Consider the following 26,424-nt stretch of genomic DNA (forward strand, 5'->3'; position numbering starts at 1 on the left):
CGCCAAAGGAAAGGGTAAGCGGGAACCCGAACGACCGGCACAAGGCTCCGCAAGAGGGCCGTCCGGAAAAATTGACAGTGGAGGGAATGTCTCATGACGACGACGCTCGCACGGCGCCAGGCCGTGCTTCTCGCTTGCGCCGCACTCGGCCTTGCAACGCCAGCCTTTGCCCAAGAAAAACAAGACAAGAACGTCAAGATCGGCGTGCTCAACGACATGTCCGGCCTCTATGCCGACATCGGCGGCCCCAATTCGGTGGCCGCGGCCAACATGGCGGTGGAAGATTCCGGCCTGCGCGCCAAGGGCTGGAAGATCGAGGTGGTCAGCGGCGACCATCAGAACAAGCCTGACGTCGGCGTCAACGTCGCGCGCAACTGGATCGACAACGAGAAGGTCGACATCATCACCGATACGCCGAACTCCGGTGTCGCGCTGGCGGTGAGCAACCTCGCCAAGGAAAAGAACTCGATCGTGCTCAACTCGGGCGCGGCGACTGCCGATCTGACCGGCAAGGCCTGCAACGCCAACACGATCTCCTACACGTTCGACACCTACATGCTCGCCAACGGCACCGGCAAGGCGCTGACCAAGGCGGGCGGCGACACCTGGTTCTTCCTCACCGCCGACTACGCCTTCGGCCACGCGCTGGAGCGCGACACCTCGGCGGTCGTCACCGCGAACGGCGGCAAGGTGCTCGGCGGCGTCAAGCACCCGCTCAACACCGCGGACTTCTCCTCGTTCCTGCTGCAGGCGCAGGCCTCCAAGGCCAAGATCATCGGCCTTGCCAATGCCGGCGGCGACACCACCAACGCGATCAAACAGGCCTCCGAATTCGGCATCACCGCGGGCGGACAGAAGCTCGCGGCGCTGTTGCTGTTCGTCAACGACGTGCACGCGCTGGGCTTGAAGATCGCCCAGGGCCTCACCTTCACCGAGTCGTTCTATTGGGACATGAACGACCAGACCCGCGCCTGGTCGAAGCGCTTCCAGAAGGTCTCGCCGAAGAACGCGATGCCCTCGATGACGGTGGCCGGCGTCTATGCCGGCGTGCTGCATTACCTGAAGGCGCTCGACGCGATGGGCGGCAATCCGCATGACGGCGCCAAGGTCGTCGCCAAGATGAAGGAGATCCCGACCGACGATCCGCTGTTCGGCAAGGGTCCCTTACGGATCGACGGCCGCCGCATCATCCCGGCCTATCTGTTCGAGGTGAAGAAGCCGGAAGAGTCCAAATACCCCTGGGACTATTACAAGCTGATCGCCACCATCTCGCCGGAAGACGCCGCCAAGCCGCTCGAGGCCAGCGATTGTCCGCTGGTGAAGAAGTGACTGCGTAGCTGCGTAGGGTGGGTTAGCGAAGCGTAACCCACCCTCTTGCTTCGCGGCACGAAGTCGGCGGGTTACGCCTTCCGCCTTCGCTCGTTGAGCTACGGCGGACGTGGTCGACTAACCCGCCCTACTCTCCTTCACTTCGCTGCCGACTTCCGCGCCGGTGCCGGCAACGATGCCCATTCCCGGTCGGCACGCGGGCCGCCGGCGTCGCCGGTCAGGCCGACGAGCTGTCCGGGCTGAACGTCCAAGGTCTGCGTCCAGGTCTGGGTCTGGCACAGCAGCTTGAGCAGACACCCCTTGAGCTTCAGCCGGTCGGACGCATCGCGCCACAGCGAAACCGAATAGGACTTGCCGTCCTCGGCATTGTAGATGTCGCCGTCGAACCGGCCCTCTGGCGACAGTTTCAATCCCAGGATCAGCTGGTGGCCGAGCAGCGCGCGCGTTCGCTTGTCGGGATCGGGGTTGAAGCTGTCGCGGAACGGCTGGCCGCGTGGATCGAGCGGATCCTTCATCCACACGATGAAGCCGCAGATGCGGTCGCGCGTCGTGCCGCAATGCTCGAGGCGGATGCGCGCGCGCCCGTCTTCGGTCAGCCAGGTGCCGCTCGGATCGGCCGGCGCGATCGTCTCGGCGCGGCCGGTCGAGCTCATCAGCAAGGCGGCGACGAGGCTGCGCAGAAACATGCGAACCAGAAAGTTCATTGTCCGGGACCTTTCATTGACGGGATGATTTCGGGACGCGCGACGCGCGCCTCACTTCAGTTGCGCCATGAAGGCGTCGGCACCCTTGTCGATGCCGGCGGTGGCGGCGGCGAGATCGCCGACGCTGGCCTTGATGTCGTAGGCGTTGGGATATTGCTTGCTGACGTAGGCGCCGAGCAGGCGCGCGGTCGAGCTGTCGAACATCTCGACGGCATAGATCACCGAGCCGGTCATCGTGCCCTCGCCGTCACGCGCGGCCTGCACGCCGTTATAGATCGCACCGGCCATGTCGAAGCGCGACAGCGTGCCGAGCACCGGCGTATTGGCGACCGCGCCGGTCAACGTCAGCCGAACGCGAAACGTGTTCGGCCCGCGCGTATTCACCAGCGTGAAGCGGCCGCGCAGCTTGTCGGCGAAGCGGGTCTGCATGTAGGCGGCGAGCGTCTCCTTGTCCTTCTCGGACATGTTGCCGAACTGATGATCGGCGCCGCGATAGATCACGACCGGATCGAGCATCACCTTGTTGTAGCTCCGCCAGTCGACCGGCGGCGCATAGCGATACGGCACACGCCCCGACGAGTCGGACGTATCAGGCGTCATGTAGGCCGTTGATGCCACCTCCGAATAAGCCACCGGCGTGACGGCGGCACATCCTCCGGCGAGGACGCAAAGCGCCATCGCTCCCAGACCGCGCGCGGCGATCGAGCTCTCCATTCCAATCTCCTCATCCGACCCTAAAGCGGAAGAGCAGCTCGGCCGCAGCCGCGTCCGGGGCTGAAGTGCGGCTGCGGCCGTCACTGCCGATCTGGCTCGCCGTCGCGGCGCCGTCAGATCTTGCCTCAGTGCGACGAACTATAAAACCGACCAGTTGGTTTGTAAAGTTGCAATCGCGGGAAACGCGTCGGAAAAATGCGGCAGTCAAAGCGTGTGGAAAGCTCGCGAGGCCGCCCTGCCAAGACGGTCTCGCGCTGTCACAAACCCACGATATCTCTCGTGCTACCGCACCAATTGCCGGGGGATTTCAGGGGCCCGGTGCCGACCCAACGCCGCCGAGCGATTCATATTCCGCTTGGGCGGCGTTGCGCTTTCGCCCAGCGCCGGAGATTCAGCCGCGCTTGCGCGCCGGCTTTGCGGCCCGTGCGCCGACAGGCCGTGGCGATGCCGCGCGTGTCGCCGTCGCCTTCGATGGCTTTGCGGCCGCCGTCGCGCCCTGCTCGATCGCAGACCACTTGCTGTCGTCGAGCAATCGCTCGAACAGGCGATCGCGCTCGGCGTCGGTCAGCGACGACAGGCCGAACAACGAGCTCAGCAGCAACCCCCGCGCCGCCGCCCAGCGCAGCAGCGCGAGATCCGGATCGCGCGCCTCGGCCTTCATCAGCGCGATCTTCTTGATGTCGACATCGCGCGGCATCGCCATCAATTCGGGATTCTCGTTCATCGCAGCCAGCAGTGCGAACGCCCCGGCCCGCGGGGTCGAGATCGCTTCCCGCAGCGTCGCGATCTGCGCCGCCAGTTCCGGCTGATCCGTCGTCTCGCGTGCCGTTTCGAGGTAGCGGGTCGAGAACTCCTCGAAATGCGCCATCTGTTGCTCGAGCAAGGCGCGCAGCACCGCTTCCTTGGTGCGGAACTGATGCATCACGCCGCCCTTGCTGAGACCGCTCTCGCGCGCAATCGCGTCCAGCGTCAGGCGTCCCGGACCATCGCGCGTCACGATGGTGATCGCGGCGTCGAGTGCGGCGTTGCGGGAACGTTCCGAGCGGGAAGGATTATCCATGGATTTACTCAGGAAGGAGTCGCGTGAGATCACAGTATCTCAGCGGCATCAGTCAATCTCAAGCGCTGGATCGGAGCTCGCCTGGCAGCGCAAACGACGTCCCGGAAAGCCAATGCCGGCTCCGGGTCACACATCACTTCGAGGAATCAATCATCGCGCTACCCGGTCGCTCGCGCGCACCAGCTCCCGGTGCCGCGCACCTTTTGCAGCACGCGGCGACGCAGGCTGTGAAGGAAGCCGTGAGCCATTCGGCCGATGACCCTCTCTCCCCGGCCACGCCGGCGGGCGACAGATTCCGCGTCGGCATAACTGGCAGCGACGATCGTGCCGTGCCTGTTGCCATCGAGCTTCAGGTCGGTGAGATAAACCAGGCCGCGCGACGTCAGCAGCGCCGCCTGCGCGTCGCTGAAGCGGGTCAACTCATCGCAGATATCAACGGCCTCGTCGTCCACCATGCTCCTCCTGCCGAGGCGGCCTCCGGGAACGAGGCACGCATCTTCATCCAGCGCCAGCTTTGTACAAACCAACCGGATGGTTTGTAAATAGGCAAAATGACGCAATCCGCAAAGTCCGACCCGGACCCATCGGCGTGTCGGATCGGTGCCCTCGCGTTCGTCCTCGAAGCATCGATCAGCCAGCACTCGGAGCGCGCGAGCGATGACACAGCAGAGCCAAACGGCAGAAACCGAGATCAGAACACTCATCGAAGCCTGGGCGCACGCCGTCCGCAGACACGACTATGCGGGCGTTCTCGCCCATCACGATCAGGACATCGTGATGTTCGACGTGCCGCCGCCTTTCCAGTCACGCGGACTTGATGCGTACAGGAAGACCTGGGATCTGTTCTTCGGCTGCCAACGCCCGTCCTACGCCTTCGATATCGAGGACCTCGCGATCACGGCCGGCGATGACGTCGCCTTCGCCGTCGCCGTGATGCGGTGCGGACCGCCCGACGCCACGTTCCAGTTCCGCCTGACGATCGGACTGCGCAAGATCGACGGCAGCTGGCGGATCGCGCATGAACATCATTCGGTGCCGGCGACGGATTAGAACGCTACGCTCTCTTCGCCGTTGCGCGCCAGGCGATGGCGAGCGCGAGCAGCAGCAGCGCGCCTGCCAGATAGAACGGCGCGCCGGGCATCTTGATCGGCACGTTGTCGCCGATGAAATAGGCGAAGGTCAGCGTAAACAGGAACGGGCCGATCAGCTGCGAGACGCTCTGCACGCTTGATGTCGCGCCCTGCAGCTGGCCCTGCTGATCCGGCGCCACGAGCTGCGTGGTCAGTGCCTGCGTCGCGGCGCCCGCGACGCCCCACAACGCCATCACGGGAATGCCGATCCAGAACGCCGGCCCGGTCGGTGCCGCACCGAAGATGAAGAAGCCGGCCGCGCCAAAGCCGAGCCCGAGGAATAGCGTCTTGCGCTCGCCAAGGCGCTTGACGATCGGGCCGATCGCCGCGCCCTGCACGATCATGGCGCAGACGCCGACCAGCGCCAGCGTTGCGCCGACGGTGCCGGTGTTCCAGCCGTAACGATAGCTCGCATAGAGCACGAAGACGGAAGGCAGCACGACATGGGCAAGCTGGGCGAAGAAAGTCGTCAGCGACAGCCCGGCGAGCACGCGGTTCGAGCGCAGCAAGTGCAATGCGCCGAGAGGATTGGCGCTCCGCCAGCGGAACGGCGAACGACGCGCCGCGGGCAGCGACTCCGGCAGGATCAGCAGGCCATAGAGGCCGTTGGCAAGGCTGAGGCCGGCCGCGACCCAGAACGGCAGCCGCGGATCGACCTGGCCGAGCAAACCGCCCAGTGCCGGCCCGAGGATGAAGCCCGCACCGAAGGCGACGCCGATCTTGCCGAACACCGCGGCACGCCGCTCCGGCGCGGTCACGTCCGTGATGTAAGCGAACGCGGTTGAGATGCTTGCCGAGGTGATGCCCGAAATCATCCGGCCGATGAACAGCCAGCCGAGCGTCGGGGCGAGCGCCATCACGACATAGTCGGCGGCAAGCCCGAAGTTCGACAACAACACCACAGGCCGGCGGCCGAAGCGATCGGACAACGCGCCCAGGATCGGCGAGCAGAAGAACTGCATCAACGCCCAGATCGTGCCGAACAGTCCGAAGATGCGCGCAGCGTTCGCGGTGTCGTTGTTGACGAAACTCTCGATCAGCTTCGGCAGGATCGGGATCACCACGCCGAGCGCGAGCGTATCGAGCAGGATGGTGACGAAGATGAAGATGACGGCGGCACCGCGAGCCTGTGGTGCCTCGGTTCTGCCGCTCGCCGCCTCTCCGCTCACGACGGCCGTTTGCGCTTGTGGGCGAACGGATTGGCCTTCTCGCGCAGCGTGATCCGGATCGGCGTCCCCGGCAGATCGAAGGTCTCGCGCAGCGAGTTGGTGAGGTAGCGCAGATAGGATCTCGGGATCGCGTCGGCACGCGAGCAGAACAGCACGAAGCTCGGCGGGCGCGCCTTCACTTGCGTGATGTAGTTCAGCTTCAGCCGGCGGCCCGAGACGGCCGGCGGCGGGCTGGCCTGGATCGCCTGCTCGAACCAGCGATTGAGCGCGGCAGTCGGCAAGCGCCGGTTCCAGACCGCATAGGCCTCCTGGATCGCCGTCATCAGGCGGTCGATGCCCTCGCCGATCAGGCCGGAGACGGCAACGATCGGCGCGCCCTTGACCTGCGGCAGCCAGTGGTCGGCATCAATGCGCAGCTGCGAGATCTGGTTGGGCTTGCGCTCGACGAGGTCCCATTTGTTGACCGCGAGCACGATGGCGCGGCCCTCGCGCTCGATCAGGTCGGCGATGCGCAGATCCTGCTCCTCGAACTTGTTCTGCGCGTCCATCATCATCACGACGACTTCGGCAAAGCGCACCGCGCGCAACGCGTCGGCGACCGAGAGCTTTTCCAGCTTCTCCTCGATCCGCGAGCGGCGGCGCAGGCCGGCTGTGTCGAACACGCGGAACTGGCGGCCCTGCCAGGTGATCTCGACCGCGATGGAATCGCGCGTGGTGCCGGCCTCGGGGCTGGTCAGCAACCGCTCCTCGCCGAGCAGATGGTTGATCAGCGTCGACTTGCCGGCGTTGGGCCGGCCGACGATGGCAACGCGGATCGGGCGCTGCGCGGCCTCTTCCTCCGAAATGTCCTCGTCGTCCTCGCCCTCGTCGTCTTCGTCCGATGTCGCGGGCACCAGCGCGCTCAGCGCCTCGTGGAGGTCACCCATGCCCTCGCCGTGCTCGGCCGAGATCTGCACGGGATCGCCGAGGCCGAGCGCGTAGGATTCCATCGCGCCGATCTCGCCATGCTTGCCTTCGGCCTTGTTGGCGACCAGCACCACCGGCTTGTTGGCCTTGCGGGCGAAGTCGGCGAAGGCGCGATCGGTCGGCGTCAGGCCGACGCGGGCGTCGATCACGAACATCAGGGCGTCGGCGAGCTCGATCGCGGTTTCGGTCTGCTCCTGCATCCGCGCCGTCAGCGAGCCCTTGGCGCCTTCATCAAGCCCCGCGGTATCGATGATGGTGAAGTCGAGATCGTAGAGCCGGGCCTGCCCCTCGCGGCGGTCGCGGGTCACGCCGGGCTCGTCGTCGACCAGCGCGAGCTTCTGGCCGACCAGCCGGTTGAACAGCGTCGACTTTCCGACATTGGGCCGGCCGATAATGGCGATGGTAAAAGACATGGATCATCCCGGCGCCGCGGCGCGGCGCGCGTCTAATGAATTGAAGCAGGAGCCTAGCGGCTAAATCCACCGCTCGGTAGCGGCGCGGGGAACGCGCCGCCGGATTGTTGCGTGGTCTGGGTCTGCTGGGCCGGCGCCGCAGGCTGCGCCTGCTGGTCGTCGGCCGGCGGCGCGGTGGTGCGGCGGCGGACGATCTTCTTCGGCTTCGGATCCGGCGGCACCGCGGCGGGGGCGCCCTCTTCGGTCGCGGCGTCGGGAGCAGCGGCCTGATCCGCGGCCGGCGCGGCCCGCTTGGTGTGCTTCTTGGCGCCCTTCGGCGGCTCCGGCGGCGGAGCCGGCTGGGCGGCAGCCGCAGCCGCGGCGTTCTGCTGGTCGAGCTGCTCCTGCTGCGAGCCCTTGTACAATTCCTTCGGCACGCCCTGCTCGAGGCCGGGCACGCCTTCCGGGAACACCGGCTTGCGGTCGCCCTGCAGCTTCTTCTTGGAGTCGAGGAAGTCGAGCAAGTCGCTCGGATCGAAATTGGCCATGCCGCCACTGCCACAGCCGGCCAGCACGCTGCAAAGCGCGAGGAGAACTGCGGCTGCGATCAGGCGTTGCGAGCGGCGCATGGTCGATCTCTCACTCAAACTCGGGTTTCGCGCCAAGTCAGCTTTTGGCGACCGGCGGCAACAGCGCCTGCAGCGCTTCGGCGCGCGAACGCAGGCTCGGCGGCGTCTCGCCGTCATTGGCAATCTGGTCGAGCCACTGCCGCGCGGCGGTGGCATCGTTGGCGCGCCAGGCCGACAGCGCCAGCAGCTCGCGCGCAGAGTGGCGGAACGTCGAATCCTTCGACGTCGCCATCGCCTCGAGCCGTTGCACCATGTTCGGATAGGTCGTGGTGTCCATCACCATCTGCGCGGCACGGATCCGGGCCAGATCCTGATCGGGACCGCCGACGCTGCGGTCGGCTGCGATCTCGTCATAGAGCTTCGCAGCGGCCGGCCGATCGCGGGTCGCGACCTCGGCGGCCATGCGCAGGCGCGCTAGATTGCGGTAGCCAGACGGCGCCTTGGTGATCAGGTCGGCAAATGCAGCCTCGGCCTCGGCGTGCTTGTTCTGGTCCGATAGTTCGACCGCACGGTCGAACGCCGCACCGGCCTCGGCGGCCTTCTTGCCCTCGAGATATTGGTAGCCACGCCAGCCACCGACGCCCGCGACCACCAGGATCGCCAGCGCGATGATGAAAAGCGAGTACTTGTCCCACAGCTTCTTGAGCTGATCGCGACGGACTTCCTCGTCGACTTCGTCAAATAATTCAGACACTTAAGGCTATCCCATCCCCTCGGGACCGCGAATCTCGGCGGAGCGCAGCCCCTACCTGATCCCCACATCGCGGCGGCGTTACCCCAACGGTGTGGCGGAGGCAAGGCAAAGCGAGGCGGATCAAAGCGTTAACCGGGGAAGTTTGCCCTGCCCCGGCCTACGCCCCTGTCGAGATGCTTTCCCGCAGCTGGCGCTTGATCACCTTGCCGTTGGCGTTGCGCGGCAGCGGCTCTGCGGTCAGCGCCATCGTCTCGGGCACCTTGTAGTCGGAGAGACGCTCGGCGCACCAGGCGCGCAGGCTCTCCGCATTGACCTCGGTGCGGGTCACGATCACGGCGTGCACGCGCTCACCGAGCACCGGGCACGGTTTTGCGATGATCGCGCTCTCGACCACGGCCGGATGGCCTGAAAGCACGGACTCGACCTCGGCGGAATAGATCTTCAGGCCGCCGCGGTTGATCATGGCCTTTTGGCGATCGAACACTCGGACGAAGTTGTCGGCATCGACGGAGCCGAGATCGCCGGAGTGCCAGAAGCCGGCGGTAAAACTCTCGGCGGTCGCCTTCGGATTGTTCCAGTAGCCCTTGATGACGGAGGCGCTGCGGATCCAGAGCTCACCGATCGCGCCGCGCGGCACCTCGCGGCCATCGGCGCCCATCACGATGATCTCCGCACCGGGACACGGCAGGCCGACGCTGTCGATATGGGTGGCGGTCAACTCGCCCGGCATCAAGGTCGAGGGCGACGTGGTCTCGGTCGCGCCATAGCAATTGGCGAGCTTGAGCCCGGGAATCTTGGCATCGAGCTTCTCGATGGTCGCAACCGGCATCGGCGCGCCGCCGAAGCCGCCGATCCGCCAGCTCGACAGATCGTAGGTGTCGAAATCCGGCTGCATCAGGCAGAGATTGTACATCGCCGGCACCATCACCGTGTAGGTGACGCGCTCGCGCGCCGCCACCTTCAGATATTCCGACGCCTTGAACTCCGGCATGATGATCAGCGCGCCGGCAGAGCGCGCCATGGTGGTGACGTTGGCGACCGCGCCGGTGACATGCGCGAGCGGCACCGCAGCGATCGAGCGATCGGCCTTTGTCAGCTTCAGGCAGGAGGCGAACACCATCGAGGAGTGGATGATGTTGCAATGGGCGAGCATCGCGCCCTTCGGCCGGCCCGTGGTGCCCGAGGTGTAGAGGATCATCGCGGTGTCCTCTTCCCTCACCTCCGCCGGCGGCTGCGCGGGAGCGCTGTCGCGCAGGCCGGCGAATTGCGACGCGTTGTCGTCGCTGACCGAGATGCGATGCGCGAGGCCGGGAATGTCGGCGGCGTCGGGGATGCGGTCGGCAAGCGTGGCCTCGTGGACCAGCAGCTTCGCGCCGCAATCGTTCAGCACATAGGCGATCTCGGGCTTCTGCTGGCGTGTCGAGAGCAGCACCGTGACCAACCCAGCATGGGCGGCGGCGAACATCGTCAGCACGAACTCGATGCGGTTGCCAAGCAGGATCGCGACGCGGTCGCCGGGGACGAGGCCGAGCCTGGTAAAGCCCGCCGCGACCCTGGCCGATTGCTCAGCGACTTCGCGCCAGGAGAGGCGCCTCTCGCCGCAGACCAGCGCCTCGCCATCGCCATTCTGCGCGACGGCGTCCGCGATCATCGCCCACAGGCTGGCTGGCCGCTCGGCGAAGACAGGTACGACACGGTCGCCGAAGCGTGGCTCGAGCCGCATGGGCGGAAGTGCGTGTTGCGACCAGTCCATGCCCGCCTCGTCAGCTCTTCTTCATGCCGTAAACGTGCTCCGGCCCCGGAAAGGCGCGGCTCTTGACGTCGCGCGCATAGCCCGCGATCGCTTCCTCGATCATCGGGCCGAGGTTGCCGTAGCGGCGCACGAATTTCGGCGCGCGCGGCGACAGGCCGAGCATGTCTTCCAGCACCAGCACCTGACCGTCACAGGCAGCGCTGGCGCCGATGCCGATGGTGGGAACATCGATCGATTGCGTGATCTTGCGCGCCAGCGGCTCGGCGACCGCCTCGACCACGATCGAGAAGGCGCCCGCCTCCGCGATCGCCTTGGCGTCGTTCTCGATCGGCGCCCAAGTCTCCTCCTCGCGGCCCTGCGCGCGGAACGACCCGAGCGTGTTGATCGATTGCGGGGTCAGGCCGATATGGCCCATCACGGGAATGCCGCGCTCCGACAGGAACGCCACCGTCTCCGCCATCCGTGCACCGCCCTCGAGCTTGACCGCGCCGCACAGCGTCTCCTTCATGATCCGCACCGCGGATTGAAACGCCTGCTCCTTCGAGCCCTCGTAGGAGCCGAACGGCATATCGACCACGACCAACGCCTGCTGCGAGCCGCGCATCACGGCGCGGCCTTGTAGAATCATCATGTCGAGCGTGACCGGCACCGTGGTCTCGAAGCCGTGCATCACATTGCCGAGGGAATCGCCGACCAGGATGGCGTCGCAGTGTCGGTCGACCAGCGCCGCGGTGTGCGCGTGATACGATGTCAGCATCACGATCGGCTCGCCATTCTTGCGGGCGCGGAGATCGGGCGCGGTCTTGCGCTTGATGGCGGATTGAACAGACATAGTCAGGCTCCCATGACAGGCACGCCGATCACGACCGGGTGGAACGCAAACGCCAGCGCCAGATAGACGATGACACCGACCGCGACCGCGATCAGGTCGTTGGTCGGGCCGCCCACCGGGATCGGCGGCCCGCCGGCATCCGCGCGGCGCTTCAGCGAGATGCGGTCATAGACCGCCCAGCCGAGAAACGAGCCGAACAGGATGATCGAGCCGAGATCGCCATTGGCGAGCAGATGCGCGAACGCCCACAGCTTCACGCCCGCCAGCATCGGATGCTTCAGCGTGGTGTAGATGCGGCCGCGGATATAGGCGGCCACCACCAGGATCACGGCCGGCAGCATCAGCGCCACCGTGATGTGCTTGAACGCGGTCGGCGGCGTCCAGACGTCGATCCAGCCGGTCGCACGGTAGTGGCCGAAGCCCCAGATGATCAGCGCGAGCCCGGCGAACGACACCAGCGAATAGACGCCCTTGTAGGCGCCCTCACCCATCGCGTTCACGATGCCGGCGCGCAACTCGCGCAGGCTGGTCAGCACATGGATGCCGAGGAACAGCACGAGACCCAGGATCATGACGAGCAGTCCCACGATGTTCCTCCCCTGATTGATTGGCGCCTTCGCGTAACATCTTCGCCGGGCGGGTGGCAATGCGCCACGCCGGGTGGCGGGTCACGGATTGCCGGCCGGCTTGGCGAGCTCGCGATTGTCGACATAGCGGATCATGATCGGACGCCCGGCCAGCGCGCCCCCGAGCCCGCCGGTGAATTTCAGCGGCAGGCAGGCACTGAGCGAGGCGTTGATCGCGTTGAGGTAGGTCGTGCGGGTATCGGGGGGGATGCCCCTTGTCGCGAATGTCAGGCGCGGCGCGCCGATCATCTCCCCGGTCCGCTTGAAGCTGAAGCGCACCGACATCTGCATGCCCTCGCGCGCATCGCCCGCCGGCGGGGGCGCCCAGCAGGAACGCAGCGCGGCGAACAGATCGCCGATGGTATCGAGATCATGATCCGGCTTGCGGTACTTCTCGGCCTGTCCTTCGGGCGGCACGGTCAGGATCGTGAGCTGCAGATTTTCGCCGTACGGATAATCGATTTCGGGCAGGCACGGCCCGTGGTTGAACACGCTGCAGTAAGACGGGATGCAGGGCCCATAGTCGAGCACGCTGCAGGGCGTGTGTGCGAACGGCACGGGGTTGGTCTGCTGCCGCTGCCGCGCGCCGGCAGTGCCCGCGAGGCCAAGGGCCAGCACGGCTAAAGCGAGGCAGATGACGACGCGGCGGAACATGCAGGTAGACCCGGGATGCGCTCCGGGGAAAATGGTACCGCGGCGGGACCGGAGCAAGCGGGGGCCGGTTCACGTCCTCGCGCTTTTCGCCTCACACCCCGCTGTCATCGGCTTGACCGGGCGATCCAGTATTCCAGAGGCAGTTGTAGTTGATCGATAGGCCGCGGCGTACTGGGTCCCCCGGTCAAGCCGGGGGACGACACTGAATACGGGGCGTCACGCCTTCTTCACATCCTCGCGCTTTTCGCCTCATACCCAGCCGTCATCGCCCGGCTCGACCGGGCGATCCAGTATTCCAGAGACAGCAGTGATCGATCGATAGGCCGCGGCGTACTGGGTCCCCCGGTCGAGCCGGGGGACGACACCGAATACGGGGCATCACGCCCGCTTCTTCACGTCCTCGCGCTTCTCGCCCCACAACCCAGCCGTCATCGCCTGGCTCGACCGGGCGATCCAGTATTCCAGAGACAGCGGTGATCGATCGGTAGGCCGCGGCGTACTGGGTCCCCCGGTCAAGCCGGGGGACGACAGTGAATATGCGGCGCTACGCCTTCTTCACGTCCTCGCGCTTCTCGCCCCACAACCCAGCCGTCATCGCCCGGCTCGACCGGGCGATCCAGTATTCCAGAGACAGCAATGATCAATCGAGAAGCCGCGGCGTACTGGGTCCCCCGGTCGAGCCGGGGGACGACACTGAGTATGTGGCGCTATCGTATTCGGCGCTACGCCTTCTTCTTCACGTCCTTGACGTTGGAGAAGGTGATGCCCTCGGCGCGCTCGCGGGTGTAGCCGAGATAGAACTCATTCTTGGCCATGAACACCGGATCGCCGTCGACGTCGTCGGCGATGCCGGAATTGTTGGCGGCGACGAAGGCCTCCAGCTTCTTGCGGTCGTCGGACGAGATCCAGCGTGCCAGCGAGAATTCGGAGATCTCGAACTCGACCGGCAGCGAATATTCCGCATCGAGCCGTGCCTTCAGCACGTCGAGCTGCAGCGGGCCGACCACGCCGACCAGCGCCGGCGCGCCGTCGCGCGGACGGAACACCTGCACGACGCCCTCCTCCGACATCTGCTGCAAGGCTTCCTTCAGCTTCTTCGCCTTCATCGCATCCGTCAGGCGGACACGGCGGACGATTTCCGGAGCGAAGCTCGGCACGCCGACGAAGGTCAGATCCTCGCCCTCGGTCAGGGTGTCGCCGATCCGCAGGGTCCCGTGGTTCGGAATGCCGACCACGTCGCCGGCAAAGGCCTCGTCCGCCACCGAGCGGTCCTGGGCGAAGAAGAATTGCGGGCTCGACAGGCTCATGTTCTTGCCGGTGCGCACCAGCTTGGCCTTCATGCCGCGGCTGAGTTTTCCGGAGCACAGCCGCGCGAACGCGATGCGGTCGCGGTGGTTCGGATCCATGTTGGCCTGGATCTTGAACACGAACGCGCTCATGCGCGGCTCGGCCGCCTCGACCTTGCGCAGATCGGAATCCTGCGCGCGAGGCGCCGGCGCGAACTTGCCGAGGCCCTCGAGCAAGTCGCCGACGCCGAAATTGCGCAGCGCGCTGCCGAAATAGACCGGCGTCAGATGGCCCTCGCGGAATGCCGCGAGCTCGAACGGCTTGCAGGCCTCGGAGGCCAGCGCGAGCTCGTCCCGGACCTCGGCGACGTCGAGATTGGGATTGCGCTTGCCGAGATCGGCGATGTCGATCTGCTCGGTGGCGCCGGTCTTGGCGCCGCCGCCCTCAAGCAGCCGCACGCCGCCATTGACGACGTCATAGGTGCCGAGGAAGTCGCGGCCGCGGCCGACCGGCCAGGTCATCGGCGTGGTGTCGAGCGCCAGCGTCTTCTCGATCTCGTCCAGAAGCTCGAACGTATCGCGGCTCTCGCGGTCCATCTTGTTGATGAAGGTGATGATCGGGATGTCGCGCAACCGGCACACCTCGAACAGCTTTCGGGTGCGCGCCTCGATGCCCTTGGCGGCGTCGATCACCATGACCGCGGAATCGACCGCGGTCAGCGTGCGATAGGTATCTTCCGAAAAGTCCTCGTGGCCCGGCGTGTCCAGGAGGTTGAACACGAGCTCGTTGAACTCGAAGGTCATCACCGAGGTGACGACCGAGATGCCGCGCTCGCGCTCGATCTTCATCCAGTCCGAGCGCGTGTTGCGGCGCTCGCCCTTGGCCTTGACCTGGCCCGCGAGGTTGATGGCGCCGCCGAACAGCAGCAGCTTTTCCGTCAGCGTGGTCTTGCCGGCGTCCGGGTGCGAGATGATCGCAAAGGTGCGCCGTCGCGCCACTTCCTCTGAAAGCGGCGAGCGGGACGGCGATTCGGTTGAAACAGCGGTATCAGACATGGCGGGGCAGCGTTTGGCAGGGAAAACGGGCGCAATCAAGGGCGTTTTGTCGCAATGCGGAAGAGCCGCACCACCCACATATAGGCACGAGAAGGACGACCTTCTCCTCACCATACCATCCGCGGGGACGACCCTGCCTTATCCGGAGGGTTCGTTATGGCTTGGGCCATTCTGTTCACCGCAGGCCTGCTCGAGATCGGCTGGGCGATCGGGCTGAAATATACCGAGGGCTTCTCGCGGCTGGTGCCGTCGGTGCTGACGCTGGCGGCGATGGCCGGCAGCGTGATCCTGCTTGGCATCGCGCTGAAGACGCTGCCGATTGGAACCGCCTACGCGGTCTGGACCGGGATCGGCGCGGTCGGCACCGCAGCGCTCGGCATCATCCTGCTCGGCGAGCCCGCGACCGCGATGCGGCTGGCCAGCATCGGGCTGATCGTGTCCGGCATCGTCGGCTTGAAGCTGGTCGGCTGATCACTTGTTTTGGACGCGTTTTCTTGACGCGAACCGGCTTCCACTTCGCTCGAAAACGCTACTTTAGAACCTGCACGGCCCAATAGGTCGCGGCTGCGACCGCGGCCGAGGCCGGGATCGTGATCACCCAGGCGTAGACGATCGAGCTCGCCACGTTCCAGCGCACGGCGGACAGCCGCCGTGCGGCGCCGACGCCGACGATGGCGCCGGTGATGGTGTGGGTGGTCGATACCGGCACCCCGAGATAGGTCGCGATGAACAGCGTCGCAGCGCCGCCGGTCTCCGCGCAAAAGCCCTGCATCGGCGTCAGCTTGGTGATCCGCAGCCCCATGGTGCGCACGATCCGCCAGCCGCCCATCAGGGTGCCCAGTGCCATCGCGCTCTGGCAGGCCAGCACGACCCAGAACGGAATTTCGAACTTGTCGCCGAGATGGCCTTGCGAATAGAGCAGCACCGCAATGATGCCCATGGTCTTCTGTGCGTCGTTGCCGCCATGGCCGAGCGAATAGAGCGAGGCCGAGGCGAATTGCAGGATGCGGAAGGCGCGATCGACCGCGAACGGCGTCGAGCGCACCGAGAGCCAGGACACGATCGCGACCAGCACCAGCGCCAGCAGGAATCCGACCAGCGGCGACAGCACGATCGCGAGCAAGGTCTTGGTGAGCCCGCTCCACACCGCCGCCGATATCCCTGCTTTCGCCATGCCGGCGCCGACCAGGCCGCCGATCAGTGCGTGCGAGCTCGACGAGGGAATGCCCAGCGCCCAGGTGATCACGTTCCAGACGATCGCGCCGACCAGCGCGGCGAAGATCACGGTCGCGTCCACCACCGACGGGTCGATGATCCCGGTGCCGATGGTGTTGGCGACGTGCAGGCCGAACACCGCGAAGGCGACGAAGTTGAAGAACGCCGCCCAGAACACCGCATATTGCGGCCGCAGCACGCGGGTCGAGACGATAGTCGCGATCGAGTTCGCGGCATCGTGCAGGCCGTTCAGGAAGTCGAACAGCAGCGCGACCGCGATCAGGATGGTCAGGACCGGAAGACCCAGCGTGGCGTCCACGTGATGTCCCTGCCCTAAACCTGTTCAATCACGATCGAGTTGATCTCGTTGGCGACGTCGTCGAACCGGTCGGCCACTTTCTCGAGATGATCGTAGATCTCCGCGCCGACGATGAAGTCCATCGCGTTGGCGTTGCGGTGCTTTAGGAACAATTCCTTGAGCCCGATATCGTGGAGATCGTCGACCCGGCCTTCGAGCTTGGTCAGCTCCTCCGTGATCTGGGTCAGCATCGAGACGTTGTGGCCGATCGCCTGCAACAAAGGCAGCGCTCGGACGACCAGATTGGCGCATTCGACGATCAGCGTGCCGATCTCGCGCATTGGCGGCTCGAATTCGCGCACCTCGAACAGCATGACGGCCTTGGCCGTCGCCTGCATCTGGTCGACCGCATCGTCCATCGCAGTGATCAGGTTCTTGATGTCGCCGCGGTCGAACGGAGTGATGAAGGTGCGGCGAACCGCTGTCAGGACCTCACGGGTGACGCTATCGGCGTCGTTCTCGAACTGGTTGACGCGCTGGCAGAAGACCGGGGTCTCCTCGCCGCCCTTCAGCATGTCCTGCAGCGCCAGCGAGCACTTTACCGAGGTCTGGGCGTGTCGGGCGAATAGCTCGAAGAACCGCTCTTCCTTGGGCAGAAAGGCGCGAAACCAGCGCAGCATGTCTCAATTCCATCGTTCCGGGACAGCCCTTTTAGCGACTGTCACAGAACTGTCATAGAGCATCTGGCGGGGAAAATACCCGGAGCGACCGCCCGAACGGGCGGTCGTCCACCGCTAATGTCGGCCGAAGATCGCGTGCCCTGCCCTACAGCGAGCGCCGCAGCAGGTGGGCCAGCTCGCCGACCAGGCCGCGCCGGAACAGCAGCACGCAGGCCACGAAGATCACGCCCTGGATCACCGTCACCCACTGGCCGAAACCGGCGAGATATTGCTGCATGGCGATGATCACGAAGGCGCCGACCACCGGGCCGAAGATGGTGCCGAGGCCGCCGACCAGCGTCATCAGCACGATTTCGCCGGACATCGACCAGTGCACGTCGGTGAGCGAGGCGTTCTGCGCCACGAACACCTTCAGCGAGCCGGCAAAGCCCGCCAGCGTGCCCGACAGGATGTAGGCCAGCATCTTGTACTGGTCGGTCTTGTAGCCGAGCGAGATCGCGCGCGGCTCGTTCTCGCGGATCGCCTTCAGCACCTCGCCGAACGGCGAGTTGATGGTGCGGTAGATCAGCAGGAAGCCGGCGAGGAATCCGACCAGCACGACGTAATAGAGCACCATCGGCTTCGACAGGTCGAAGATCCCGAACAGGTGCCCCTGCGGAATGCCCTGGATGCCGTCTTCACCATGGGTGAACGGCGCCTGCAGATAGAGGAAGTAGAGCAGCTGCGACAGCGCCAGCGTGATCATCGAGAAATAGATGCCCTGCCGCTTGATCGAGATGAAGCCGGTGACGAGGCCGAGTAAGGCCGCCGCGGCAGTGCCGGCCACGATGCCGAGCTCCGGCGGCAGCCCCCACACCTTCAGCGCATGCGCCGAGACGTAGCCGGCGGTGCCGAGGAACATGGCGTGACCGAACGACAGCAGGCCGCCATAGCCGATCAAAAGGTTGAAGGCGCAGGCGAGCAGCGCAAAGCACAGCGCCTGCATCACGAAGAAGGGATAGATCCCCGTGAACGGCACCACGGCCAGCAGCACCGCCATCACGGCGAATACGATCATCTCGTCGCGCATCGCACGCGGCGTCATCGGAAGTGTATCGTCGGTCAATGCTGACATATCAGGCCGCCCGTCCCGTCAGTCCCGTCGGCTTCACCAGCAACACCACCACCATCAGGACAAACACCACGGTGTTGGAGGCCTCGGGATAAAAATACTTGGTCAGTCCCTCGATCACGCCGAGCGCGAAGCCGGTGATGATCGAGCCCATGATCGAGCCCATGCCGCCGATCACGACCACCGCGAACACCACGATGATGAGATCGGCGCCCATCAGCGGGCGGACCTGGTTGATCGGCGCCGACAGCACGCCAGCGAGCGCGGCGAGACCGACGCCGAGCCCGTAGGTCAGCGTGATCATGCGCGGCACGTTGATGCCGAAGGCCCGCACCAGCGTCGGGTTCTCGGTGGCCGCGCGCAAGTAGGCGCCGAGCTGCGTCTTCTCGATCAGGAACCAGGTCGCAAGGCACACCACCAGCGAGAAGATCACGACCCAGCCACGATAGATCGGCAGGAACATGAAGCCGAGATTGACGCCGCCCTTGAGCTGATCCGGGATCGAGTAAGGCAGGCCCGAGGAGCCGAAATAGTTCTGGAACACGCCCTGCACGATCAGCGCGATGCCGAACGTCAACAGCAATCCGTAGAGATGGTCGAGCCCGGCGAGCCATTGCAGCATGGTCCGCTCGAGGATCATGCCGAAGATGCCGACGATGACAGGTGCGATGAGCAGCGCCCACCAGTAGTTGATGCCGCCCAGATTGAGCAGGAAATACGCCACGAAGGCGCCCATCATGTAAAGCGCGCCGTGCGCGAAATTGATGATGTTGAGCATGCCGAAGATGACGGCGAGCCCCAGACTGAGCAGCGCGTAGAACGAGCCGTTGATCAGTCCTACCAGAAGCTGTGCGTAGAGAGCCTGCATCGAATGAGCTTTCGCTGGATAGATGAAGCCCGCCGGCCACGCTCATGGCCGGCGGGCATGATCGTCACTTCTTCAGAAGCGCACAGGTGCTCTTGTCGAGCGGCGTGAAGGCCTGGTTGCCCGGCACGGTGCCGACCAGCTTGTAGAAGTCCCACGGCCCCTTGGACTCCGAGGGCTTCTTCACTTCGAACAGATAGGCGTCGTGGGTGACGCGGCCGTTGGCCTCGACCTCGCCCTTGCCGAACAGCGGATCGTCGGTCGGGATCGTCTTCATCTTCGCGACCACCTTGGCGCCGTCATGCGGATTGCCGCCGAGCGCTTCCAGCGCCTTGAAGTAATGCAGCAGGCCTGCATAGACGCCGGCCTGCACCATGGTCGGCGGAGCGCTGTTCTTCATCTTCTCCGAAAAGCGCTTCGAGAACGCGCGGGTGTTGTCGTTGAGGTCCCAGTAGAAGGTCTCGGTGAAGTTGAGGCCCTGCGCGGTCTCGAGCCCGATCGCCTTGACGTCGGTGAGGAACAGCAGCAGCGCGGCGAGCTTCTGGCCGCCCTTGACGATGCCGAACTCGGCAGCCTGCTTGATCGAGTTGGTGGTGTCGCCGCCGGCATTGGCGAGACCGATGATCTTGGCCTTGGAGGCCTGTGCCTGGAGCAGGAACGAGGAGAAGTCAGCGGTGTTGAGCGGATGCTTGACGCCGCCGACCACCTTGCCGCCATTGGCGGTAACGACCGCCGCGGTATCGCGCTCCAGCGCCGCACCGAACGCGTAGTCCGCGGTCAGGAAGAACCAGGTGTCCCCGCCCGCCTTCACCAGCGCCTGGCCGGTGGCGTGGGCGAGCATGTAGGTGTCGTAGGTCCAGTGCACCGTGTTCGGCGAGCACTGCGCGTTGGTCAGGTCCGAGGTCGCGGCGCCCGAATTGATGTAGACGCCGTTCTTCTCCTTCACGATGTTGTTCACAGCGAGCGCGACGCCGGAATTCGGCACGTCGACGATGGTGTCGACCTTGTCGACGTCGAACCACTGGCGCGCGATGGTGGTGCCGATATCGGGCTTGTTCTGGTGATCGCCGGAGATCAGGTCGATGGTCCAGCCCTTGGCCTTGAGGCCGGAGTCCTCGATTGCCATCTGCGCCGCCAGCGTCGAGCCGGGGCCGGCGAGGTCGGCATAGAGGCCGGACTGATCCGACAACACGCCGATCTTGACTGTCTTGTCGTCGGCAGAGGCGACGCCTGCGACGGAGAGCACCATCGCGGTGCCGAGCAGAAGCGCTGAAATCGTATTCCTCATGGCGTATTCCCTCAGTTCTTAAATTTTCTGGCTCCGGCGGTTTCAAACGCCGAGATAGGTATGCAGCTTGTCCATGTTGGCCGACAGCTCCGAATTGGCGAAGCCGTCGATCACCTTGCCGTGCTCGACGATGTAGTAGCGGTCGGCAACGGTCGAGGCGAAGCGGAAATTCTGTTCGACCAGCAGGATGGTGAATCCCTGCGACTTCAGGCGCGCAATGGTGTGCCCGATCTGCTGGATGATGACCGGCGCCAACCCTTCGGTCGGCTCGTCCAGCATCAGGAAGCGCGCGCCGGTGCGCAGGATGCGCGCAATCGCCAGCATCTGCTGCTCGCCGCCCGAGAGCTTGGTGCCCTGGCTGGTGAGACGCTCCTTCAGGTTGGGAAACAGCGTGAATATCTGGTCGAGCGGCAGGCCGCCCGGGCGCACCACCGGCGGCAGCATCAGGTTCTCGCGCACGTCGAGACTCGAGAAGATGCCGCGCTCCTCGGGGCAGAATGCGATGCCGAGCCGCGCGATCTTGTCGGAGGTCGCGCGAATGATCTCCTTGTTGTCGAAACGGATCGAGCCGGAGCGCTTGCCGATGACGCCCATGATCGACTTCAGCGTCGTGGTCTTGCCGGCGCCGTTGCGGCCGAGCAGCGTCACCACCTCGCCGGCCTTCACGTTGAAATTGATGCCGTGAAGAATGTGGGATTCGCCGTACCAGGCCTGCAGGTCGCCAACCGTCAGCACCTCTGCGCCGGCCGCAGCCACGGGCCTCTCCGCCAGTTTTGCCTCAGCCATGACCCGCTCCCAGATAGGCTTCCTTCACGCGCTCGTCCTTGGAGAGGTCGGCGTAATTGCCCTCCGCCAGCACCTGCCCGCGCGTCAGCACGGTGATGATGTCGGAGAGGTTGGCCACCACCGAGAGGTTATGTTCGACCATCAGGATGGTGTATTTGGCGGAGATCCGCTTGATCAGCGCCGCGATCTTGTCGATGTCCTCATGGCCCATGCCGGCCATCGGTTCGTCGAGCAGCATCATCTCGGGGTCGAGCGCGAGCGTCGTTGCAATTTCGAGTGCACGCTTGCGGCCGTACGGCATCTCGACCGCAGGCGTGTTGGCGAACTCGCTCAAGCCGACGTCGTTCAGCAGTTCATGGGCGCGCGGATTGAAGCGGTCGAGCACGGTTTTCGAGCGCCAGAAATCGAACGACGAACCGTGCTGGCGCTGCAGCGCCACGCGGACGTTTTCGAGCGCCGTCAGATGCGGAAATACCGCCGAAATCTGGAACGAGCGGACCAGCCCGAGCCGCGCCACATCCGCCGGCGGCATCGCGGTGATGTCCTGGCCCTTGTAGCGAATCTGCCCGCCCGTCGGCTTCAGGAACTTGGTCAGCAGATTGAAACAGGTGGTCTTGCCGGCGCCGTTCGGCCCGATCAACGCATGGATACTGCCGCGACGCACCTTCAGCGCAACGTCGCGAACGGCAAAGAAACCCGCGAATTCCTTGGTCAATCCGCTGGTTTCGAGAATGAACTCATCGGCCAAATAGATTCCCCCATACGCCATCGCCGCGAAGCCCGTCGCCCGCGTGGCCAGCCTTTTTCGTGTTCGACAGGTTGTCCGTACGTCTTGGAAACCGTCCGGGGGCCTGTCGCCTCCGGGCCGGAATATGCCGTCATCTGCGGCGGTTACGCAAGGTGGAAAGCTGTGCAGTGCAGTATTGGCACGACCGGTTCCGGTTGATCCTTAGTCGAATGGCCTTCGAGCGCGCTTTGCGCCTCGGAAAGCCGTCATTAAGGGTGTTTTGCTGCGGACTTTCCTTTTCATAGAATATTTCCGCCCCTCGTCGAAACTCCCGCCATTGTAATAAGGGCGGTTAGAGCCTTGCATTTCGAGAGCGCCAATTCCTCGGTCATCAAGTCGATCCGGCAACGTGATTTTCTGAACACGTGGCTGCGACTTTATGCCCGTGGCCAGACCGTCGACACGGCAGCACATCCGCCGCAGCCGCTTGAATTCGGCTAGCCCATGCCATTCAGGAGTGCCGATCCATCGGTGGTCAAATCGATCACGCAGCGGGTGCTGCTGAACGCCTGGCTGCGCGCGCTACGCATGCCGGACGCGCTTCCCTTGCTGTGCGATTTCCACACCGACGGCACCGCCGACGAGCGGGCCGACATGATGAATTTTGACGTGGTCGGCAGCGGCGAGACCGCACGCTTCCTGATCACGCAGGAAGGCGCGCGGCTGACGACGGCCTATGGCAACGAACATGTCGAGCCGCGGCTGCGCACCAACCGCTACCTCGATGACGCGATCGGCCCGGAGCGCTATGCCGGCGTGATCCTGTCCTATCGCGCTTGCCTCGCGCGCAAGCGTCCGACCTACACGGTTGCGGAGGTCACGGACGCCGACGGCAAGGACGTCTCCTATGAACGGCTGCTGCTGCCGTTCGGACGTGGCGACACCGTCGAACACATCATCGGCTCGTACAAGGCGATCAGCATCGAGGGCGGCTTTCGGCTGCACAATCTGATGGGCGTAAAGGCCAAGGCCGTGCCTGTCGTCACGGTGCGGGCGGTGATCGACCGCAGGTTCGTGCCGGCGGAGCGTCCGGCGAGCCATGATTCAGTCGAGCTGATCTAGGGCCACAAGCGGTCATTTGATGGTGCCGCTTGAGTTGCTACGAAACAAGAACCCTCAATGGACGCTTCCCGCAAAAAGCTGCCGCCGGGCACAGCCTCAGACTGCAAGACGATCCAAAGGAACCGAAACCCTCAACCTGAGCCCGCTCGGCAGCCAATCATGCTCAACCTTGCCGCCGAGCTGATCAGCAATGCTGCGCTCTGCAAGCACGCTGCCAAAGCCTTTAGCTGACGGTGGGGCGACAATCACGGGGCCGCCCGTCTCCTCCCATTCAAGATGGAAATCCCCACCATGCGTCTCCCATGTGATGCTGACCGAACCAGTCGGCTCCGATAGCGCGCCGTATTTGGCCGCATTCGTCGTTGTTTCATGCAGGGCGAGAGCGAGACTTGTCACGGCCATCGCACCCACGGGCACATTAGGTCCTCTCAAAACGATGCGTTCGCGAGACGCATCATCTTCGTACGGCCGCAACACCGTTTGCACGACGTCTCCCACCGTTGTTCGCTCGCCATGCGCCTCCGTACCCATAATCCCGGGACGGATGAGATCCTTGGCCTGCATGAGAGCGTTCAGGCGGCCTCGTAGCGATTGAGCCATTTCCTGCGGCGTTCGCGCTGATCGAGCACTCAGATTAATGATGCCGTGGAAGACGGCGAACATGTTCTTCACGCGGTGGTTAGCTTCCCGCGCGAGCAATCGTTGGCGCTCTTGCGCAACTACACGCTCGGTTGTCTCACTGACGATGCAAAGAACACCGCCAATTCCACCAAATTCGTCCTGTATCGGAGAATAGGAAATGTCGAAGTAAACAGTCTCCGGGTAACCGTGGCGCTCGATATAAAAGGGGCGGTCCTTGGCGAAGACTGTTTCGCCGGTATCGAGGACGCGCGTGAGTAGCGGTTCTAAATCATCCCACAGCTCGGCCCAATTCTCGCGTGCAGGCCGTCCAAGAGCCGTTGGGTGCTTCTGACCTATCGTCGGTGCATAAGCGTCATTGTATAGCGCCACAAACTCCGGCCCCCAGAACAGCACTATCTGTGCTTTGGCCGGCAGCATAAGGCTGACTGCGCTCTTGAGGTGCGCAGGCCAGTCCGCGATTGGCCCCAAGCTGGTGGCAGACCAGTCAAGAGACCTCATGAGTGCGGCAGCTTCGCCCCCACCTTGGGGAAAATCGCCCTCGACGTTGCGAACGGTGCCCATGGCGTTCAACAAGCAGGTTTTATCGTCGGGGAACAAGGCTCTCGACACCAGCTTGTGTCAAGTCCGTTGCGGGTCATTTTCGACGGTCTCGGCGAGGACTATTGCCAGGTTGATGTCCGCCTCTGCCCGCAGGCGCCGGGGAGCCGGGTAGCAAGCGTTGCGATTGCCCCACCCCGTGTGATTCACCCCCAACGCATCAGCCCTTCTTGCGCGCCTTTGCCGGCACTTCCTTGGCATAGATATCCGGCTTGAAGCCGACGACGCGCTTGCCCCCGAGATCGAGCACCGGGCGCTTGATCATCGAGGGCTGCTCGGCCATCAGCGCCAGCGCCTTGCGCTCGTTCAAGCCTTCCTTGTCGGCATCGGGCAGCTTCTTGAAAGTGGTGCCGGCGCGGTTGAGCAGCGCCTCCCAGCCGACCTCGTCGCTCCACTGCTTGAGCTTGTCCTTGGCGATGCCGGCGGTCTTGTAATCGTGGAAGTCGTAGCCGACGCCGTGATCGTCGAGCCAGGCGCGCGCCTTCTTCATGGTGTCGCAGTTCTTGATGCCGTAGATGGTGATCGTCAAGGCCGTTCCCCGCATGCGATTGCTGCGGGGAAACTAGCCTCACTGCAACGGCAGCGCCAGATCGGACCGCGACGCGAGGACGTGAAGAAGGCGTAGTGCCCATACTCGGTGTCGTCCCCCGGCTCGCCGCCTCCGCCAAAGCTTCGGCGCGCCTGCGACTCGTGGCCTCGTCGAAGCCTTGGCGTAGACGGGACCGGAGACCCAGTACGCCGCGGCATCTCCGTATCTCACAGCCGCCTCTGGAATACTGGATCGCCCGGTCGAGGCTGGGCGATGACAGCGGGGGTATGACGAGAAGAAGCGGTCTCCACACCGATATTCGTGGCACTCAATGCGCGTCATGCGTGAAGACGAACCTGCTTCATGATCCGTGATCCGCCCGCGGCTCAGGCGTTGCTGACGTCGATGATGGCCTGGGTGAAGGCCTGCGGCGCTTCCTGCGGCAGGTTGTGGCCGATGCCGCCGGTCAGGGTCCGATGCTCGTAATGCCCGGAGAACTTCTTGGCATAGGCCGCCGGCTCCGGATGCGGCGCGCCGTTGGCATCGCCCTCCATCGTGATGGTTGGGATCGCGATCACGGGCGCCTGGGCCAGCGTCTTCTCGAAGGCGTCGTACTTCGCCTCGCCCTCGGCGAGACCAAGCCGCCAGCGATAATTGTGGATCACGATATCGACATGATCGAGGTTCTCGAAGGCAACAGCGCTGCGGTCATAGGTGGCGTCGTCGAACTTCCATTGCGGCGAGGCGAGCTGCCAGATCAGCTTGGCAAAATCGTGCCGGTTCTTGGCATAGCCCTCGCGGCCGCGCTCGGTCGCGAAATAGAACTGGTACCACCATTGCAGCTCGGCCTTCGGCGGCAGCGGCACCTTGCCGGCCGCCTGGCTGCCGATCAGATAGCCGCTGACCGACACCATCGCCTTGCAGCGCTCGGGCCAGAGCACCGCCATGATGTTGGCGGTGCGTGCACCCCAATCATAGCCGCCGAGCACAGCCTTCTCGATCTTCAACGCGTCCATCAGCGCAATGATGTCGGCGGCAACCGCGACCGGCTGGCCGCTGCGCATCGTATTGCCAGAGAGGAAGCGCGTGGTGCCGTAGCCGCGCAGATGCGGCACGATCACGCGATAGCCGGCCTCGGCCAGCGCCGGCGCGACGTCGGCATAGCTGTGGATATCGTACGGCCAGCCGTGCAGCAGGATCACCGCGGGACCCGACGCCGGGCCCATCTCGACATAACCGGTATCGAGCACGCCGGCATTGATCTGCTTGACCGGACCGATCGTGGTGTGGCCGCCGGCCTTGACCGCGGGCAACGCCGCCTTGGTCTGCGCCTCGGCCGATCCGATCAAGCCGAGCCTGGAAGCGGCGAGGATCCCGCCTGCGATGCCGAGGAAGCGGCGGCGTTGCTGATTGATGGATTGGGACATGGCGATCTCCTTAAGTCTGGTGTCGGGATCGACTATCGCAGAGACCGACCCCGGCCGCTTTCAGAGGACGTGGATTTGTCCTTCAGACCGTCGTGATTTTGGCTCCACGCTGCCTGTGCTAGGTTCCGCCCCGCATTCAGCCG

General features: G+C 64.7%; 27 protein-coding genes. 4 read left to right on the top strand and 23 right to left on the bottom strand.

From position 1 onward, the window contains the following. Positions 1 to 93: 93 nt before the first annotated feature. Positions 94 to 1,329, top strand: coding sequence for an ABC transporter substrate-binding protein (locus ACE10Z_RS26910; protein ID WP_375783457.1), 1,236 nt, complete (start codon positions 94 to 96; stop codon positions 1,327 to 1,329). A gap of 137 nt (positions 1,330 to 1,466) precedes the next feature. Here ACE10Z_RS26910 and ACE10Z_RS26915 read toward each other — a convergent pair whose 3' ends face one another. The 4 genes from ACE10Z_RS26915 to ACE10Z_RS26930 form a co-directional block, all read right to left on the bottom strand. Beyond that, positions 1,467 to 2,033 (bottom strand): DUF2147 domain-containing protein, encoded by a 567-nt coding sequence (locus tag ACE10Z_RS26915; RefSeq protein ID WP_375783458.1) that lies wholly within the window; start codon positions 2,031 to 2,033, stop codon positions 1,467 to 1,469. 51 nt (positions 2,034 to 2,084) lie between these two features. Continuing rightward, positions 2,085 to 2,747 (bottom strand): DUF3313 domain-containing protein, encoded by a 663-nt coding sequence (locus ACE10Z_RS26920; protein ID WP_375783459.1) that lies wholly within the window; start codon positions 2,745 to 2,747, stop codon positions 2,085 to 2,087. Positions 2,748 to 3,138: 391 nt separating this feature from the next. Continuing rightward, entirely contained in the window at positions 3,139 to 3,807 is a 669-nt protein-coding gene (locus tag ACE10Z_RS26925) for a TetR/AcrR family transcriptional regulator (RefSeq protein WP_375783460.1), read from the bottom strand. Positions 3,808 to 3,965: 158 nt separating this feature from the next. Continuing rightward, positions 3,966 to 4,259, bottom strand: coding sequence for a hypothetical protein (locus ACE10Z_RS26930; RefSeq protein WP_375783461.1), 294 nt, complete (start codon positions 4,257 to 4,259; stop codon positions 3,966 to 3,968). A 205-nt stretch (positions 4,260 to 4,464) separates the two neighbouring features. On the opposite strand from ACE10Z_RS26930, the gene ACE10Z_RS26935 reads away from it, so the two are divergent. Continuing rightward, the gene (locus ACE10Z_RS26935; RefSeq protein WP_375783462.1) at positions 4,465 to 4,857 is read left to right on the top strand and encodes a YybH family protein; all 393 of its coding nucleotides are present in this window, start codon (positions 4,465 to 4,467) and stop codon (positions 4,855 to 4,857) included. A 4-nt stretch (positions 4,858 to 4,861) separates the two neighbouring features. On the opposite strand, the gene ACE10Z_RS26940 is transcribed toward ACE10Z_RS26935, so the two are convergent. The 9 genes from ACE10Z_RS26940 to ACE10Z_RS26980 all read right to left on the bottom strand — a co-directional run bounded on the left by ACE10Z_RS26940 (position 4,862) and on the right by ACE10Z_RS26980 (position 14,994). Further along, complete coding sequence (locus ACE10Z_RS26940; RefSeq protein ID WP_375783463.1) at positions 4,862 to 6,106, bottom strand: TCR/Tet family MFS transporter; 1,245 nt, start codon at positions 6,104 to 6,106, stop codon at positions 4,862 to 4,864. Beyond that, on the bottom strand, positions 6,103 to 7,485 hold the full coding sequence (gene der / locus ACE10Z_RS26945; RefSeq protein ID WP_375783464.1) for a ribosome biogenesis GTPase Der: 1,383 nt from the start codon (positions 7,483 to 7,485) through the stop codon (positions 6,103 to 6,105). The genes ACE10Z_RS26940 and der overlap by 4 nt, the downstream gene beginning before the upstream one ends. Positions 7,486 to 7,538: 53 nt before the next feature. Then, on the bottom strand, positions 7,539 to 8,093 hold the full coding sequence (locus ACE10Z_RS26950; protein WP_375783465.1) for a hypothetical protein: 555 nt from the start codon (positions 8,091 to 8,093) through the stop codon (positions 7,539 to 7,541). Between the two features lie 37 nt (positions 8,094 to 8,130). Beyond that, the gene (locus ACE10Z_RS26955; RefSeq protein ID WP_375783466.1) at positions 8,131 to 8,787 is read right to left on the bottom strand and encodes a tetratricopeptide repeat protein; all 657 of its coding nucleotides are present in this window, start codon (positions 8,785 to 8,787) and stop codon (positions 8,131 to 8,133) included. Positions 8,788 to 8,944: 157 nt separating this feature from the next. Then, positions 8,945 to 10,540, bottom strand: a complete 1,596-nt coding sequence (locus ACE10Z_RS26960; RefSeq protein WP_375783467.1) for a class I adenylate-forming enzyme family protein — start codon at positions 10,538 to 10,540, stop codon at positions 8,945 to 8,947. Between the two features lie 10 nt (positions 10,541 to 10,550). Further along, the gene (gene panB, locus ACE10Z_RS26965) at positions 10,551 to 11,372 is read right to left on the bottom strand and encodes a 3-methyl-2-oxobutanoate hydroxymethyltransferase (protein WP_375783468.1); all 822 of its coding nucleotides are present in this window, start codon (positions 11,370 to 11,372) and stop codon (positions 10,551 to 10,553) included. Between the two features lie 2 nt (positions 11,373 to 11,374). Further along, positions 11,375 to 11,959: an NnrU family protein gene (locus tag ACE10Z_RS26970; RefSeq protein ID WP_375783469.1), complete on the bottom strand. Its 585-nt coding sequence runs from the start codon at positions 11,957 to 11,959 to the stop codon at positions 11,375 to 11,377. Between the two features lie 81 nt (positions 11,960 to 12,040). Continuing rightward, entirely contained in the window at positions 12,041 to 12,652 is a 612-nt protein-coding gene (locus ACE10Z_RS26975) for a hypothetical protein (protein WP_375783470.1), read from the bottom strand. Between the two features lie 722 nt (positions 12,653 to 13,374). After that, entirely contained in the window at positions 13,375 to 14,994 is a 1,620-nt protein-coding gene (locus ACE10Z_RS26980) for a peptide chain release factor 3 (protein WP_375783471.1), read from the bottom strand. Positions 14,995 to 15,150: 156 nt separating this feature from the next. Between ACE10Z_RS26980 and sugE the strand changes: the two genes are divergently transcribed. Continuing rightward, complete coding sequence (gene sugE / locus ACE10Z_RS26985; protein WP_092113374.1) at positions 15,151 to 15,465, top strand: quaternary ammonium compound efflux SMR transporter SugE; 315 nt, start codon at positions 15,151 to 15,153, stop codon at positions 15,463 to 15,465. Positions 15,466 to 15,523: 58 nt separating this feature from the next. Here the strand turns inward: sugE and ACE10Z_RS26990 are convergent, their stop codons facing one another. From ACE10Z_RS26990 to ACE10Z_RS27020, 7 genes are all read right to left on the bottom strand, one after another. Continuing rightward, entirely contained in the window at positions 15,524 to 16,528 is a 1,005-nt protein-coding gene (locus ACE10Z_RS26990) for an inorganic phosphate transporter (protein ID WP_298363918.1), read from the bottom strand. A gap of 14 nt (positions 16,529 to 16,542) precedes the next feature. Next, entirely contained in the window at positions 16,543 to 17,187 is a 645-nt protein-coding gene (locus ACE10Z_RS26995; protein ID WP_375783472.1) for a DUF47 domain-containing protein, read from the bottom strand. A 145-nt stretch (positions 17,188 to 17,332) separates the two neighbouring features. Next, the gene (locus ACE10Z_RS27000; RefSeq protein WP_375783473.1) at positions 17,333 to 18,301 is read right to left on the bottom strand and encodes a branched-chain amino acid ABC transporter permease; all 969 of its coding nucleotides are present in this window, start codon (positions 18,299 to 18,301) and stop codon (positions 17,333 to 17,335) included. Position 18,302: 1 nt separating this feature from the next. Further along, positions 18,303 to 19,166, bottom strand: a complete 864-nt coding sequence (locus tag ACE10Z_RS27005) for a branched-chain amino acid ABC transporter permease (protein ID WP_050406473.1) — start codon at positions 19,164 to 19,166, stop codon at positions 18,303 to 18,305. A gap of 64 nt (positions 19,167 to 19,230) precedes the next feature. Then, complete coding sequence (locus tag ACE10Z_RS27010) at positions 19,231 to 20,451, bottom strand: ABC transporter substrate-binding protein (RefSeq protein ID WP_375783474.1); 1,221 nt, start codon at positions 20,449 to 20,451, stop codon at positions 19,231 to 19,233. Positions 20,452 to 20,493: 42 nt separating this feature from the next. Beyond that, positions 20,494 to 21,237, bottom strand: a complete 744-nt coding sequence (locus ACE10Z_RS27015; protein WP_375783475.1) for an ABC transporter ATP-binding protein — start codon at positions 21,235 to 21,237, stop codon at positions 20,494 to 20,496. Continuing rightward, the gene (locus tag ACE10Z_RS27020; protein WP_024581422.1) at positions 21,230 to 21,985 is read right to left on the bottom strand and encodes an ABC transporter ATP-binding protein; all 756 of its coding nucleotides are present in this window, start codon (positions 21,983 to 21,985) and stop codon (positions 21,230 to 21,232) included. Before ACE10Z_RS27020 ends, ACE10Z_RS27015 begins: the two co-directional genes overlap by 8 nt. A 483-nt stretch (positions 21,986 to 22,468) precedes the next feature. Here ACE10Z_RS27020 and ACE10Z_RS27025 point away from each other — a divergent pair, with 483 nt between their 5' ends. Next, positions 22,469 to 23,086, top strand: coding sequence for a hypothetical protein (locus tag ACE10Z_RS27025; RefSeq protein WP_375783476.1), 618 nt, complete (start codon positions 22,469 to 22,471; stop codon positions 23,084 to 23,086). Between the two features lie 96 nt (positions 23,087 to 23,182). Here the strand turns inward: ACE10Z_RS27025 and ACE10Z_RS27030 are convergent, their stop codons facing one another. From ACE10Z_RS27030 to ACE10Z_RS27040, 3 genes are all read right to left on the bottom strand, one after another. Further along, a complete protein-coding gene (locus ACE10Z_RS27030) occupies positions 23,183 to 24,325 on the bottom strand; it encodes an HWE histidine kinase domain-containing protein (protein WP_375783477.1) in 1,143 nt (380 codons plus the stop codon). A gap of 160 nt (positions 24,326 to 24,485) precedes the next feature. Continuing rightward, positions 24,486 to 24,854 carry an ArsC family reductase gene (locus ACE10Z_RS27035; RefSeq protein ID WP_375783478.1) on the bottom strand — a complete coding sequence of 123 codons (369 nt, stop codon included), beginning with the start codon at positions 24,852 to 24,854 and terminating at the stop codon, positions 24,486 to 24,488. Between the two features lie 386 nt (positions 24,855 to 25,240). After that, on the bottom strand, positions 25,241 to 26,281 hold the full coding sequence (locus ACE10Z_RS27040) for an alpha/beta fold hydrolase (RefSeq protein ID WP_375783479.1): 1,041 nt from the start codon (positions 26,279 to 26,281) through the stop codon (positions 25,241 to 25,243). Positions 26,282 to 26,424: the final 143 nt, after the last annotated feature.

The sequence above is a fragment of the Bradyrhizobium sp. Pha-3 genome (genome assembly GCF_042258615.1).
Taxonomy (GTDB): domain Bacteria; phylum Pseudomonadota; class Alphaproteobacteria; order Rhizobiales; family Xanthobacteraceae; genus Bradyrhizobium.